Genomic DNA, 14,289 nt, shown 5'->3' with positions numbered 1-14,289 from the left:
CCGTTTAGTCGGTGAAGTCGCCGGCGGCCTTGCGGAAATCGCCCAGGACCCGGAGCAGGTGCTCCACGTCGTCGTCCGCGAAACCGGACTTGCCGAACACCTCGGCGTTAAGCGCCGCCGTTGCGCGTTTCGCCAGGGTGCGGCCCTCAGCGGTGAGCTCGATCAGGGTGGTCCGTCCGTCCGTGGGGTGCGGGGACCGGGCCACGAGCCCGGCATGCTCCAGGCGGTCTACGGCGTTTGTCACCGAGGTGGGGTGCACCTGCAGCAGCGCGCTGGCCTTGTTCATGGGCAGCGCGCCGCTGCGGGCGAAGCTCAGCAGCGCCAGCAGCTCGTAGCGTGCGAACGTCAGGCCGAGTGGCTTGAGGACTGTTTCAATCCTCGCCAGCAGGATCTGCTGGGTCCGCATGATCGCCGTGATGGCGGCCATGGGAGCAGCGACGTCGCCCCAGCCGTGGCGTTCCCAGTTGTGCCGTGCCTCGGCGATCGGGTCGCGAGGAAGCGGGCTGCCCACGGTGCCTCCTGACATTGCTGAGGCCAACAACGGCCCTATGATCTGTCCCACCCTGCAATATACTAGGACTTCCAAGGGTACGGAAGGTCGGGCCAGACGTGGGTGTCAGGATGGGCTACCCCCGTCGAGGGCTCACGTCGCAGGAGGCGTCCGCCTAGCCCTCGCACTCGATGCAATATGAGTTGCCGCTGCTCTCTCGCGCGAGTTGGGACCGGTGCCGTACCAAGAAACAGGAATAGCAGGTGAACTCGTCCGCGGCCTGGGGAATGACCTGAACGATGAGCTCCTCAGTGACAATTTCTCCCCCCGGGGTCAGGCCCTCATCAAGGGCGTCGGCCGCATCCAGCTCGCTGACCACGCTGCGGGCATCCGGCGCGTTCGCAGACTGCAATGCCTCCAAGGAACGGTCCTGGGATTCCTTAACGTCGGAACGGACTTCGTCGTAGTCGGTTGCCACTTTGGTGATTCTCATTTCTGTTTTTTGATGTTCGTAGCTGACGAGATTGCAACGTACACCAGTGCGCCGTTGTTCCCGTATCCGGGAACCGGAATGATGTCCTTCGGCGCTTTCGGGACTGGTTTATAAGGGCGTCAAAGTCTGGCACCAGGGGACGGGCATCTGCGACCAGCCCAGCATCAACCGGTGGCTTGAGGACGATTCGCGCACCTGGACAGGCTGCATCTTTGACCGCGGCCTCACCAACACCCTCGAAGTGCGCGTCTCCACCGCGGACGTTTCCTAGGCAGGAACCGACGAGGACGTGTCGATCACGCTCGCCGGCCGCGTCTGGAACCTGGCTAACGCCTGGCACGACGACTTTGAGCGGGGCCATATGGACGTAGACCGGTTCGCTCTGAACCTCAGCGAAAAGGGTGCCGGCCGACGGCAGGGATTCGGCGCGTTGGGAGTTCTGCCTACTTCCACCACGTGTCGAAGATGGTCACCGGGACGGTGCGCTTGTGGCGGGTGCGGACGTACTTCTGCTCGATCAGCGCGGCCGAGGCTTCGGGGATGTCCCTGCCTTCGAGGTAGTCGTCGATCTGGTCATAGCTCAGGCCGAGTTCGTCCTCGTCGGTGCGTCCCGGCTTGCCATCCAGGAGGTCCGCGGTGGGCACCTTCTCCCAGACACGGGCGGGGGCACCCAGCTCGGCCAGGAGCTCCCGGTTTTGCCGCTTGTTCAGGCCGAACAGCGGCAGGATGTCCGCGCCGCCGTCGCCGAACTTGGTGAAGAACCCCGTGACGGACTCTGCGCCGTGGTCCGTGCCGATCACCAGGTAATTGTGTTCACCGGCCAGGGCGTACTGGGCGATCATCCTCGTGCGGGCTTTGGTGTTTCCCTTATGGAAATCGGAGATTTCGGCGCCCACGGTCTTCTCGAACTCGTCCTCGAAGCCATCTACGGCGGCGGAAATGTTGAACGTCCACTCGGTCTTGGCCTGGATGAAGTCCATTGCAGCCTGCGCGTCGTCTTCGTCATGCTGGACGCCGTACGGAAGGCGGACGGCAACAAAATTTGCGTCCATGCCCTCGGCCTCGAGTTCCTCCACGGCCAGTTGTGCCAGCCGTCCGGCGAGGGAGGAGTCCAGTCCGCCCGAGATACCCAGGACATAGCCCTTGGTCTGGGTTGCCCGGAGGTAATCCTTAAGGAAATCCACGCGTTTGCGCACCTCCCCTAGGGGGTCGATCCGGGGCTGCACGCCCATTTCTTCGATGATGGTGGCCTGGAGTTCGCGCATGTGATCCAGCCTAGCCAGCGGTGTCAACAACGCTCAACTGTGTCCCTCCGGAGACGGCGCGTGTCTGCCGGGCGATGACGCACAGAGCTTTCGGCCCGCAGAGCGATAGGACTCACTAAGCGCCTCGCCTCACGAAGCGGTAGGTGCCGGTCCGGTGGACCCGCGGACCGTGAGGTGCGTGGGCATCAGGGAGCGGCTGCGGCTGCCGCCGCCGGCCAGCGGGTTGAGCTGGGCCAGCAGCATGGACACGGCCACGCGGCCGGCCTGCTCGATCGGGGACGCCATGGTAGTCAGCGGAGGGTTGCAGAAGTCCGCACCAAAGATGTCGTCGCACCCCACCACGCTCATGTCCTCCGGGACCCGGATGCTGCGCTCGCGCAGCCGCTGGAGCATGCCGATGGCGATCAGGTCGTTGAAGGCAATGCAGGCGGTCACGCCGGAGTGCACGGCCGCGTCAGCTGCGGCGGCACCGGATTGCTTCTTGGGGGCGAACGGGCCCAGCCTGCGCACCTCCACGCCCCGGTCCTCGGCCGCCGCCGCCAGCGCATTCCAGCGCAGGGTACTCGACTGTGAAGTGAGGGGCCCGGCCATGTAAGCGATGTGCGTATGGCCTAGCGAAATCAGGTGGTCCAGCGCCTGGCTGGTGGCCGACGGAGTGTCGATCACCACGGCGGGCACACCGGCGACGTCGCGGTTGATGGTGACAATCGGAATCTTCGCAGCTGCTGCGAGCAACGCCTCGTCGCTGAGCCTGGACGCCGTGACGATGATGCCGTCAGCGCTCTTGCGCAGCTGCTCCATGCTGCTGGCCTCAACCTCGTCCGATTCTTCCGTGTCTACGAGCAACTGGGTGTAGCCGGCTGCCTTCAGCTGAAGCTGTGTTCCCCTGATCAGGTCAAAGTAGAACGGGTTGGTAATGTCAGGAACGAGGACGCCCACGGCACCGGTGCGGCCCGAACTCAGGGCCTTGGCCTGGCTGTTCGGGGTGTAATTCAGCTCGGCGGCCGCTGCTTCGATGCGTGCACGGGTGCGGATGTTGACCCGGTCCGGAGTGGACAGCGCACGGGAAACGGTGGACGCGGCCACCCCGCACATGGCGGCGATGTCATGGATTGTGGCAGGACGCTCTGTTCCGGCTGCTTGCATCGCCATAGCGTTCCTCTCTGAACGGGACAATACGGGCACTGTGCGGATAGCCACAGCCCTGATGCTCCTAGGTTGCCACAAGATGTCAACATTTGGCAATCGGTTGTCATCGTTTCTGCGGACATCTAGACTTAGTGCAGAACTTTGTGAAGTACGTCACCCGCGCGCCGGAGCGGCACCAAGGCTGTCCCGTCGCGGGCAAACCCTAAGGAGATCCCCGTGACCGAAACGGCTACTGACGCAACGAAAACCGTCTGGCAACTTTCAGGCTTCGGCGACGAAGTGGATCCGGACCCGGCAGTGCAGGCCGCCGTCATGCTGGCACTGGGCGCGAGCTACATCGAGGTCCGCAGTGCGTGGGGCGTGAACGTCTCTGAGCTGACCCCGGATCAGGTGTCCGAACTCAAGGGAATCCTCGATGCGAAGGGCCTGAGTGTCTCGGCCGTGGCAAGCCCCATCGGCAAGGTGGACATCACTCTGCCACTGGAGCACGAGGTGGAGCGCCTCCGTCAGATCATCTCCGTGGCCAAGGGCCTGGATACCAAGTACATCCGAATCTTCTCCTTCTACCGGAGTGAAGCGCAGACCCCGGAAGATATCCGCGACGACGTTATTACCCGCATGCGGGCACTGGCCGCCGAAGCCGAAAGCGCCGGCGTCGTACTGCTGCACGAAAACGAAAAGGATATCTACGGCGATACTCCGCAGCGCGTCCTGGACATCATGGAGTCCGTTGATTCCCCGGCCCTGCGCGCCGCGTGGGACAACGCCAACTTCGTTCAGGTGGGCGTCCGGCCCTATACCGAGGGCTACGCCATGCTCCGCCCCTACCTCGAATACCTGCAGGTCAAGGACGCCATCATGGCCACGGGCGAGGTTGTGCCCTCCGGCGAAGGTGACGGCGAACTGGATGCCACCATCGCCGCGCTGAAGGCTGACGGCTATGCAGGCTTCGCTTCCCTCGAACCGCACCTGGCCAGCCACCACGAACTCGGCGGCTTCTCCGGCCCGGTTGCCTTCGGCACCGCCGCCCGTGCCTTTGCGTCGCTTGCGGCCAAGAACGGAATTGAACTCTCGTGACGGGACTCAAGGCCGCGGTCATTGGCTGCGGCGACGTCTCGGCTGTCCACTTCGAGGCCATCGGAAAGCTCGACGGCGCCCGGCTGGCCGGGGTCTGTGACACGGACCCCGGCCGCCTGGCAGCCGCCGTGGCCGCCTTTGGTGTTCCGGGGTTCGCGGACCACGCCAGCCTCATCGAAGCCATCGGTCCGGACGTAGTCCACATCACCACGCCACACAACACGCATGCTTCGATTGCGGCGGACTGCCTTGAGCGTGGCGTGAACGTCATTGTGGAAAAGCCGCTGGCGCACACCTTGGAGGAGGGTCGCCGGTTGGTGGAAGCTGCAAAAGCCTCCACTGCGAAGATCGCCGTCTGCTTTCAGAACCGCTACAACTCCACCGCCCAGGCCATGCACGCACTGCTGTCCTCCCGTGAGCTGGGCGCGGTAATGGGGGCTTCGGCCACTGTGGTGTGGCACCGCGATGCTGACTACTACCGCAGCCGGCCCTGGCGTGGCACCTGGGCGGGCGGTGGCGGCGGGCTCATGATGAACCAGGCCATCCACACCGTTGACCTGCTGCAATGGCTGGTGGGGGACGTCGTGTCGTTGTCCGGCAACGCGGCCACCAGGTTCCTGGGCGAAACCATTGAGGTGGAAGACACTGCGGAATTCGTGGCGGAGCACGCCAACGGGGTTCGCAGCGCTTTTTACGCCACCCTGGCCAATGCAGTGAACGCGCCGGTGACCCTGGACATCATCACGGAGAAAGCCGCGCTCAGCCTGCGGGGCGACTTGACCGTCACGTATGCGGATGGCCGCGTGGAAGTGGTGCCCGAGCGTGTGGTGGAGTCCGGCGGGCGAGCCTACTGGGGCGTCTCGCATGAGCTGCTCATCGGCGACTTCTATGCCCGGCTTGGCGATTCCGGAGCCTTCTGGATAGACGCCGCCGAGGCGGAGAAATCGTTGCGGATCGTCAAGGAAATCTACCGGCAGAGCTACCAGAGTGCCGTGGAATCGGTTTCTTAAACAAACAGGGCAACCGGTTGTAGGCGTTTGAACGGTTCATTCATGAACGTCTGAATCTAATGTTGCAAAGATTTTGACAATCGGTTGCCAAAGTTGGCAATCATGCGTACTCTGATTCTCGCAATGTCGGTGTGGCGCACGCCACACCGGTCGGATTCGTATTTCTCACGTTCCACAGATTCAGGAGCCAACAATGAAGTTAGGTCCCAAGGCGGCAGCAGCCGCCCTTATCCTCAGCGCTTCGCTCGCGCTGACTGCTTGCGGTGGCGGCACTACCGCTGGCAGCACCGGCGGGGCTGCTTCCGGCCCCACCAGCCTCACCCTGGGCAGCGTCGCTGACTTGAAGTCGTTCGACCCCATCGATGCCCACATTGGCCACACGATGCCGTTCTACCAGTCGGCCTATGACACGCTGATTCAGCGGGCACCGGACGGAAAGCTCTCCCCGATGCTGGCCACCAAGTGGGAATACAACGCGGACAACACCGTGCTGACCCTGGGCCTGCGCACGGACGTCACCTTTAGTGATGGCACCAAGTTCGACGCCGCAGCGGCCAAAGCCAACCTGGATCACTTCAAGGACGCCAAGGGCCAGGATGCCTACCAGGCCGCCTCGCTGAAGAGCGTTGCCGTGGTGGATCCGGCCACGGTGGCCATCACGCTCACCGCACCTGACCCGGCATTCACCTATTACCTGACACAGGCCGCTGGTCTGGTAGCCAGCCCGAAGGCGATCGGCACGGACGGCATCAAGACCGGCCCCGTAGGGTCCGGACCCTACGTGCTGGACACGAAGAACACTGTCAAGGGTTCCCAGTACGTGTTCACGAAGCGTGAGGGTTACTGGAACAAAGACCTGCAGAAGTTCGACAAGATCACCATCAAATATCTTGTGGACCTGACGGCCCGCACCAACGCGCTTGTCTCCGGCCAGATCGACGGCGCACTTTTGGATCCCAAGACGGGCAAGCAGGCCGAGGGTTCAGGGATGGTGCTGAACAAGAGCCAGGTTGACTGGGAGGGCATCCTGCTTCTCGACCGCGACGGCAGCATCAACCCGGAGCTGGCCAACGTCAAGGTCCGCCAGGCCATCAACTACGCCTTTGACCGCAAAACCGTCCTGGAGCAGCAGCTCCTGGGCCAGGGCACCGTGACCAACCAGGTCTTTGGCCCGGAAAGCGGCGCCTATGTGCCGGCTCTGGACAATATGTACCCCTACGACCCGGCCAAGGCCAAGTCCCTACTGGCCGAGGCCGGCTTCGCAAATGGCTTCACCCTGAAGATTCCGTCCGTCGCCGCCTTTGAGGGGATCAACGCAGTCTTTAAGCAGCAGCTGGCCGACATCGGCATCACCCTGGTGCCCGAAACAGTTCCGCCGGCCAACTTCGTGTCCGATATCGCCAGCGGTAAGTACGCCGGAACCACGTTCCAGCTCTACCAGGGCGAGCCGTGGGTTGCCATCAACCAGATGATCTCCACCACCGCGCTGTACAACCCGTTCAAGTCCCAAACCCCTGAACTGTCCGCGATGATCAAGGACGTCCAGAACGGTGGCGCCAACAGCACCGAGCTGGCCAAGAAGGTCAACCAGTACGTTACCGAAAATGCCTGGTTCGTCCCGATGTTCCGCCTCAACCAGATGTACTACACCAACAAGAAGATCACCGTGACGCCTCAGCTGCAGCAGGCCATACCGTCCATCTACAACTACGCACCGGCGAAGTAGCCACGCGATCCGCCGGGGAGCGGGCCTCCTGCTCCCCGGCTGTCCCACTTTTCTGACGTACTCCCACTGGAGCGAGTAATGGTTACGTTCATTCTTCGAAAAATTGCCGCAGGCATTGTTGTGCTGGCCGCCATTTCCTTCCTCACATACTTCCTGCTCTACTTTTCGTCTGCGAACATAGCCCGCAACATTCTGGGCGAATTCGCCAGCCAGGAGCAGGTGCAGGCCAAAGAGATCGAGCTGGGCCTCGACCAGCCGCTCTTGCCGCGCTTCTTCGCCTGGGCTTCCCATGCCATCGCCGGCGACCTCGGCACCTCGTGGTTTACGTCGGAGGGCGTGGGCCAGGCCATTTCGACGCGACTTCCTCTCACCCTGACCCTGATGATGGTGGCCATTGTGCTGATCGCCGTCTTCGCCACCGTCCTGGGTATGGCGGCCGCCGTCAAGCGCGGTTGGATTGACCGCGTGGTCCAAACGGCCGCCGTCGTTGGCGATGCCATCCCCGGCTTCGTACTGGCCATCATCCTGGTCACCATCTTTGCCATCCAGCTCAAACTGTTCCCTGCCACCAGCTCCATCGCACCGGATGCCGGCTCCTCGGCTTGGGTCGCATCCCTGACACTGCCGGTGATCGCGCTGCTGATCAATGGCGTGACGGGAGGCGCACAACAGATCCGCAGCGCCGTGATCAAGCAGCTGGAAAAGGATTATGTGCGTACCTTGCGCAGCCGCGGCATCAGCGAACGCGAAATCCTCTTTAGACACGTGCTGCGCAGCGCTGCCCCCGCTGGCCTGACTGTGCTGAGCCTGCAGTTCATCGGCATGCTCGGCGGTGTGGTCATCATCGAGCAGATCTTCGCCCTGCCCGGCATGGGTGCCCTGGCCGTCCAATCGACCACCACCGGAGATATTCCGCTGGTCATGGGTGTTGTCCTCTACACCGTCGTTATCGTCGTCATCGTCAATCTGCTGGTGGACCTCATCAACGGTTGGCTCAATCCCAAGGTGCGTGTCTCATGAGCGAGCCAATCCAACTGACGCCGGCTTTGACCGGGCAGACCGGCACGGTGGTCCGTTCCCACCCCATCAAGCGCGTGCTCAAGAACCCGATGGGCATCGTGGCAGTTGCCGTCTTGGCTGTCGTGGTCCTGTTGGCGGTGCTGGCCAATGTGCTGGCTCCCTTCGAACAGAATCTTGCCAACATCGGCAAGACCCTGGCCCAGCCCGACGCCGTCAACCTCCTGGGTACCGACAGTGTGGGCCGTGATGTGTGGAGCAGGCTCGTCTTTGGCGCCCGCACCACACTGCTCTCCGCACTCCTCTGCGCCGCCGTCGCGGTGGGCATTGGCCTCCCCGCCGGATTGATTGCCGGTTACTACGGCGGCAAGTTCGACTCCACGGCGAACTGGGTGGTCAACATTTTGATGAGCCTTCCCGGCATCATCGTCCTGCTCACGGTCCGGGCCGCCTTCGGCCCGTCGGTCTGGATCTCCATGATTTCCTTCGGCATCCTGATCAGCCCCGGCTACTACCGCCTGACCCGGACCTCAGTCCACGCGGTCCGCAACGAGCTCTATGTTGACGCTGCACGGGTTGCAGGCCTCAGCGACGCTGCCATCATCTCCCGCCACATTTTCTCGGTAATCCGTGCGCCGATCATCATTCAGACGTCCATGGTGTGCGGTGTTGCCATTGCCATCCAATCGGGCCTGGAATTCTTGGGCTTGGGCGATCCTTCGGTAGCCACCTGGGGCGTAATGCTCAATGAAGGCTTCAAAAACGTCTACCTTAATCCCATGCTTTTGCTCTGGCCCGCGCTGGCTATCGGCCTGACCATTGGTGCGTTGGTCCTGCTGGGCAACGCGGTCCGGGACGCATTGGAAGATGCTGCCAAGGTCAAGGCCCCCAGGAAGCTGCCGGCGGCAGCTGGCACAGCAACGGACCGCACGACGGCGGTGCCCGCCACCCGCGCCAACCGCAAGTCAGTCGCTGCTGTGGAATTGGGCACCGAACATCATCTGGTCAAGGTTTCGCACCTGGGCGTTGGCTACCCGCAGGCCGACGGTTCCATCAAGAAGGTCGTGGACGACGTCTCCTTCCACGTGGACCGGGGCGAAGTCCTGGGCATCGTGGGCGAATCCGGCTCGGGCAAGTCCCAGACGGCCTTCTCCATCCTTGGCCTGCTGCCGGGCAACGCCCGCATTGTGGGCGGCAGCATCCAGTTCGACGGCAACTACACCGTGGCTCCCGGCGATGAGCGGGTCAACCAGGGCAGGCTGTCGCCGCTGCGCGGGAAGCGCATCTCCTACATTCCGCAAGAGCCGATGTCCAACCTGGATCCGGCCTTCACCATAGGCTCCCAGTTGGTAACCCCGATGGTGCGCGTGCTGGGCATCTCCAAGGCAGAGGCCACCAAGCGGGCCATGAAGCTGCTCGCCGACGTTGGAATTCTGAACCCGGACCGGACGTTCAAGGCCTACCCGCACGAAGTCTCCGGTGGCATGGCCCAGCGCGTCCTCATTGCCGGCGCCATCAGCTGTGAGCCTGACCTGATCATTGCGGACGAGCCCACCACGGCCCTGGACGTCACTGTCCAGGCGGATGTCCTGGACCTCATCCGCGATCTGCAGCGCAGGCTTAACGTTGGCGTCATCCTGGTGACGCACAACTTCGGTGTTGTCTCGGACCTCTGCGACCGCGTGGTGGTCATGCAGAACGGCCGCCTGGTCGAAGAGGGAACGGTGCGCGATATCCTGCGCAATCCGTCCGACCCCTACACACAGAAACTCCTGGGCTCCATGCTGGAGGGCAAGGAACCCCTGACTATGCTCGTCAAATCGGGCACGGAGGCAGCACAGTGAGCACAGCCCAGAACCGCCGGGGAGCGGCAAAGCCGGCGCAGAACACCGACGGCAACCTGCTGACAGTGGACTCACTTGTGGTTGAGTACCCGAGCAAGAAGTTCCGGGCCAAGCCTTTCCGTGCCCTGACGGACATCAACATTTCCATCAAGCCCGGGGAGACCCTGGGACTGGTGGGGGAGTCCGGCTCGGGCAAGACGACGCTGGGCCGGGCCGTGCTGGGGCTTGCTCCGGTTACCGAAGGCGTCATCACCTTTGATGGCAAGGACATCAGCCACGCCAACCGCAAGGAACGCCGGGCACTCAGCCGTGATCTGCAGGTTGTCTTCCAGGACCCCTACACCTCCCTGAACCCTTCCCTGGAGATCGGCGATATCCTCGCTGAACCCCTGGGGGTCCAGGGCATGGAGCAGGCAGCGGCAAAGAAGCGTGTTAAGGAACTGCTCGACCAGGTGGGCCTGCCTGCAGACGCCATCACCCGTCTGCCGCGCGAGTTCAGCGGTGGCCAGCGCCAACGCGTGGCCATTGCCCGGGCCCTGGCCCTCTCACCGAAGCTGATTGTCTGCGATGAGCCGGTCAGTGCGCTGGACCTCTCCACCCAGGCCGTGGTGCTGGATCTCTTCCTGCAGATCCAGAAGGACACCGGCGTCTCCTACTTGTTTGTCTCCCACGACCTGGACGTGGTCCGTCACATCAGCCACCGTGTGGCCGTGATGTACCGTGGAGAAATCGTGGAGCAGGGGCCGGCTGAGGTTGTCACCCGCAGCCCCGAACACCCCTACACCCAGCGGCTGCTCCTTGCTTCACCGGTCCCGGACCCGGACCGCCAGGAGAAGCGCCGCGCCGACCGCCACCGCCTGCTCGAAGAGCAGCGGCAGATGGCTGAACAGGCCGGCGTTCCCGCCTAGGGCCCGCGCCTGGACTAATTCAACAGCAAAAACAACGGAGGAATTATCGTGGCCAAAATTGGCGTACAGGCAATGATGCTGAGGGACAGTTTCGCCGAAATCGGGGCGTTCGAAACGCTCCGTAAGGTCAGCAGCATCGGCTACAATGCTGTCGAGATCTCCCAGATCCCGATGACGCCGGAAAACGTCGCTGAACTGGACCGGTCCCGCAGCGAACTGGGCATGGACATTGCGGCTTTGTCCGTGGCCATGGAGACCCCCAAGGGCCGGCCCGGCGATTCGCTGGCGGAACACTTCGACAAGATCGTGGACGACGCCAAGAAGCTGGACTCGAAGCTGCTGCGCATCGGGATGCTGCCCTTTCCTGCCATGAAGTCGATTGGCGCCGTCATTGACTTCGCCAAGCAGGCAAACGAATACGCCGAACGGCTGCAGGAGCAGGGCCTGAGCCTGTATTACCACAACCACCACATCGAGTTCGCGAAGTTCGACGGCGAGTACATGCTGGACATTATCGCTGAGAACTCCCCGGCCATGGGCATGGAAATCGATGTGCACTGGGTACAGCGCGGCGGCCTGGACCCGGTCCGCACCCTGGAAAAGTACGCCGGCCGCACGGCCATGGTCCACCTGAAGGACTACCGGATCGGGACAATGCCGGAAGAGGCATTCGGTCTGCTGGACAGTGGGGACTTCGTGGGCTTCATGCGGGAATTCAAGGACGTGGTCCAGTTCGCTGAAGTGGGCGAAGGCAACCTGGACTTCGCGTCCATCATCCCGGCAGCGCAGGCTGCGGGGGCCGGGTACCTCCTGGTGGAGCAGGACGAGCTCTACGGCCGGACGGTCTGGGAAGCGCTGCAGACCTCCTACGACAACCTGGTTGCCCTGGGCCAGTCCGAGCTCTTTTAGAAACTTCCAAGACTCAGCACAGAATACGGAGATTCATTCATGAGCAAGAAAGTACGCCTCGGCATTATCGGCCTGGGCCAGCAGGGCGGCGCCTACGCAAAGTTCATCACGGACGGGCAGGTTCCCAACATGGAAATCGGCGCCATCTGCGACATCGATCCGGCCAAGAAGGAAGTTGCCTCGGCCACATACCCGGACGTCCCCTTCTATGACGAGTACATCGCCATGCTGGAAAGCGGCGACGTCGACGCCGTAGTGACCTGTGTACCGCACTTCCTGCACCCTGAAATGGGCATCGAAACCCTCAAGCGCAACATCCACGCCCTGGTGGAGAAGCCGGCAGGCGTCTACACCAAGCAGGTTAAGGAACTGAACGAGTTTGCTGCCAGCAAGCCGGAGCTTTCCTTTGGCATCATGTTCAACCAGCGCAACAACCCGCTGTATAAGAAGCTCAAAGAGGTCGTCGAAAATGGCGAGATCGGCAAGATCCGCCGCAGCAACTGGATCATCACCAACTGGTGGCGTCCGCAGGGCTACTACAACTCCAGCGAATGGCGCGCAACCTGGGGCGGCGAGGGCGGCGGCGTCCTGGTTAATCAGGCACCACACCAGCTGGACCTGTGGCAGTGGATCTGCGGCGTGCCGAAGTCCGTCTACTCCAAGGTTGCCTTCGGCTTCCGCCGCGACATCGCCGTTGAAGACGAAGTGACTGCTGTGGTGGACTACGGCGACGGTGTCACCGGCGTCTTCGTCACCGCCACCCACGATCTGATCGGGACCGATCGCTTCGAAATCCTGGGCGACCAGGGCAAGATCGTCGTCGAAGGCAGCAAGACCGCCACGGTCACCCGTCTGCACAAGCCCGAGCGCGAGCTCAGCGACGGCATGGACATGGACGATGTCCGCAAGCTCTTTATGGGCGAGCTCAACCCGGAGGAGTACTACACCACCGAGGTCATTGAGTTCGAGTCCGCCTGGGGTGCCCAGCACTCCGGCGTGCTGGAGAACTTCGCCGCCAACATCCTGGATGGCACCCCGCTGCTCGCTCCGGGCTCGGACGGCATCAATGGCGTGCGCCTGGCCAACGCCATCCACCTTTCCGCCTGGACCGGCAAGGAAGTTGGGCTGGACTTCGATGAGGACGAGTTCCTCGCGGAGCTGAACAAGCGCATCTCCGAAGAGGGCAAGTTCCCGCAGCGCGCCTAACCTCCTGAATAAGTAGCCGTACTGCGTCGCAGCTGTGGCCGTTTTGGACCTCAAAACGGCCACAGCTGCACGCGTGGTTAAGCGCTTTCATCGCTAAGATGGGCCAGTGACTGAACCCAAAACGCCGGATGCTGCCCCGCCTGCCGGTCCGTCCAAGAAACATGGCCGGGATGGAAAATCCAGCGCCACCATCTACGACGTCGCCAGGGTTGCAGGCGTCAACGCGTCCACGGTTTCCCGGGCGCTCAGCAAGCCCGGCCGGGTCAGCCCCAAAACCCAGAAGCTCATCGAGGATGCCGCCGCTGAGCTGAACTACCAGGTGAATCCGTTCGCCCGGGCGCTGCCCACCGGCAAGACCAACACCTTCGGCCTGATCGTCGCGGACATCACCAACCCGACCTTCTTCGACATCATCCGCGGTGCCCAGACCACCGCGACTGACCGCGATTACACCCTGGTGCTCGCCGAATCGGCGGAGTCCCCGGCAACCGAACTGATTGCGGCCCGCCGGCTGATGGCCACAGTGGACGGACTCATTCTGGCCAGCCCCCGCATGGACGACGACAACATCCGCGCCCTCGCCCGGGACAAACCCGTGGTGGTCATCAACCGGGAAGTTGAGGGCGTGCCGTGCGTTGTTCCGGACGTCCACAAGGGGATCAGCGAGGCGGTCCGCAGCCTGGCCGCCAACGGGCACCAGAAGGTTGCGTACGTGGCCGGCCCGCCGGAATCGTGGATGTCGGAACGCCGCTGGGAGGGTGTGCAGGCAGCCTGCGACTGGGCCCGGCTCGAGTCCGTGCGGCTCGAATCGAGCAAGCCAACGGTCGACGGCGGCCGCCAGACGGCGCGTGAAGTCCGCGCCAGCGGTGCCACCGCGGTGCTGACCTATAACGACCTCCTTGCCATTGGACTGATGCGGGAGCTCCAGGCAGCCGGCATTGCGGTGCCTGACCAGATCAGCATCGTTGGCTTTGATGACATCTTCGGTGCGGACTTCACGACGCCGCCGCTCACCACGGTGCGTTCACCGCTGGGGGAGTGCGGCGCGGGGGCCGCAACACGCCTCCTGGACCTCCTGCACGGGCGGGGCGAACCGGCCGGCACGCTGAGCGTGGAGACCGAGCTGGTGCTGCGCGGTTCCAGCGGCCGGACTGTGCCCGTGCGGTAGGTCCGGGGCGGCCAATCCGGGAACTTG

The 14,289-nt window shown here is 63.1% G+C and carries 13 protein-coding genes; 9 read left to right on the top strand and 4 right to left on the bottom strand.

Annotated features, from left to right (window positions below; genetic code table 11):
* Positions 1–4: 4 nt before the first annotated feature.
* The 4 genes from ABIB27_RS17430 to ABIB27_RS17415 form a co-directional block, all read right to left on the bottom strand.
* Positions 5–511 (bottom strand): MarR family winged helix-turn-helix transcriptional regulator, encoded by a 507-nt coding sequence (locus tag ABIB27_RS17430; RefSeq protein ID WP_354216774.1) that lies wholly within the window; start codon positions 509–511, stop codon positions 5–7.
* Between the two features lie 154 nt (positions 512–665).
* Complete coding sequence (locus tag ABIB27_RS17425) at positions 666–968, bottom strand: DUF4193 domain-containing protein (protein ID WP_354216810.1); 303 nt, start codon at positions 966–968, stop codon at positions 666–668.
* A 458-nt stretch (positions 969–1,426) separates the two neighbouring features.
* Positions 1,427–2,248 (bottom strand): NAD(+) synthase, encoded by an 822-nt coding sequence (gene nadE / locus ABIB27_RS17420; RefSeq protein ID WP_354216775.1) that lies wholly within the window; start codon positions 2,246–2,248, stop codon positions 1,427–1,429.
* Positions 2,249–2,377: 129 nt separating this feature from the next.
* A complete protein-coding gene (locus tag ABIB27_RS17415) occupies positions 2,378–3,394 on the bottom strand; it encodes a LacI family DNA-binding transcriptional regulator (protein ID WP_354216811.1) in 1,017 nt (338 codons plus the stop codon).
* 219 nt (positions 3,395–3,613) lie between these two features.
* Between ABIB27_RS17415 and ABIB27_RS17410 the strand changes: the two genes are divergently transcribed.
* From ABIB27_RS17410 to ABIB27_RS17370, 9 genes are all read left to right on the top strand, one after another.
* A complete protein-coding gene (locus ABIB27_RS17410) occupies positions 3,614–4,474 on the top strand; it encodes a sugar phosphate isomerase/epimerase family protein (protein ID WP_354216776.1) in 861 nt (286 codons plus the stop codon).
* Complete coding sequence (locus ABIB27_RS17405) at positions 4,471–5,484, top strand: Gfo/Idh/MocA family protein (RefSeq protein ID WP_354216777.1); 1,014 nt, start codon at positions 4,471–4,473, stop codon at positions 5,482–5,484. The genes ABIB27_RS17410 and ABIB27_RS17405 overlap by 4 nt, the downstream gene beginning before the upstream one ends.
* Positions 5,485–5,677: 193 nt before the next feature.
* The gene (locus ABIB27_RS17400) at positions 5,678–7,210 is read left to right on the top strand and encodes an ABC transporter substrate-binding protein (RefSeq protein ID WP_354254465.1); all 1,533 of its coding nucleotides are present in this window, start codon (positions 5,678–5,680) and stop codon (positions 7,208–7,210) included.
* A 78-nt stretch (positions 7,211–7,288) separates the two neighbouring features.
* The gene (locus tag ABIB27_RS17395; RefSeq protein WP_354216779.1) at positions 7,289–8,230 is read left to right on the top strand and encodes an ABC transporter permease; all 942 of its coding nucleotides are present in this window, start codon (positions 7,289–7,291) and stop codon (positions 8,228–8,230) included.
* Positions 8,227–10,071 carry a dipeptide/oligopeptide/nickel ABC transporter permease/ATP-binding protein gene (locus ABIB27_RS17390; protein WP_354216780.1) on the top strand — a complete coding sequence of 615 codons (1,845 nt, stop codon included), beginning with the start codon at positions 8,227–8,229 and terminating at the stop codon, positions 10,069–10,071. Before ABIB27_RS17395 ends, ABIB27_RS17390 begins: the two co-directional genes overlap by 4 nt.
* Positions 10,068–10,979: an ATP-binding cassette domain-containing protein gene (locus tag ABIB27_RS17385; RefSeq protein ID WP_354216781.1), complete on the top strand. Its 912-nt coding sequence runs from the start codon at positions 10,068–10,070 to the stop codon at positions 10,977–10,979. Before ABIB27_RS17390 ends, ABIB27_RS17385 begins: the two co-directional genes overlap by 4 nt.
* A gap of 48 nt (positions 10,980–11,027) precedes the next feature.
* Entirely contained in the window at positions 11,028–11,888 is an 861-nt protein-coding gene (locus tag ABIB27_RS17380) for a sugar phosphate isomerase/epimerase family protein (RefSeq protein WP_354254463.1), read from the top strand.
* Between the two features lie 39 nt (positions 11,889–11,927).
* Positions 11,928–13,094 (top strand): Gfo/Idh/MocA family protein, encoded by a 1,167-nt coding sequence (locus ABIB27_RS17375; RefSeq protein WP_354216783.1) that lies wholly within the window; start codon positions 11,928–11,930, stop codon positions 13,092–13,094.
* A 106-nt stretch (positions 13,095–13,200) separates the two neighbouring features.
* On the top strand, positions 13,201–14,262 hold the full coding sequence (locus ABIB27_RS17370) for a LacI family DNA-binding transcriptional regulator (protein WP_354216785.1): 1,062 nt from the start codon (positions 13,201–13,203) through the stop codon (positions 14,260–14,262).
* Positions 14,263–14,289 lie beyond the last annotated feature (27 nt).

The sequence above is a fragment of the Arthrobacter sp. UYEF21 genome (assembly GCF_040546085.1).
Classification (GTDB): domain Bacteria; phylum Actinomycetota; class Actinomycetes; order Actinomycetales; family Micrococcaceae; genus Arthrobacter.
This window is presented reverse-complemented; position numbering and strand designations above follow the sequence as displayed.

Bases quoted from the DNA above. Each gene is read 5' to 3' on its own strand.
- ABIB27_RS17395 (WP_354216779.1), top strand. From the start codon at position 7,289: ATGGTTACGTTCATTCTTCGAAAAATTGCCGCAGGCATTGTTGTGCTG.
- ABIB27_RS17415 (WP_354216811.1), bottom strand. From the start codon at position 3,394: ATGCAAGCAGCCGGAACAGAGCGTCCTGCCACAATCCATGACATCGCC.
- ABIB27_RS17400 (WP_354254465.1), top strand. From the start codon at position 5,678: ATGAAGTTAGGTCCCAAGGCGGCAGCAGCCGCCCTTATCCTCAGCGCT.
- nadE (WP_354216775.1), bottom strand. From the start codon at position 2,248: ATGCGCGAACTCCAGGCCACCATCATCGAAGAAATGGGCGTGCAGCCC.
- ABIB27_RS17390 (WP_354216780.1), top strand. From the start codon at position 8,227: ATGAGCGAGCCAATCCAACTGACGCCGGCTTTGACCGGGCAGACCGGC.
- ABIB27_RS17375 (WP_354216783.1), top strand. From the start codon at position 11,928: ATGAGCAAGAAAGTACGCCTCGGCATTATCGGCCTGGGCCAGCAGGGC.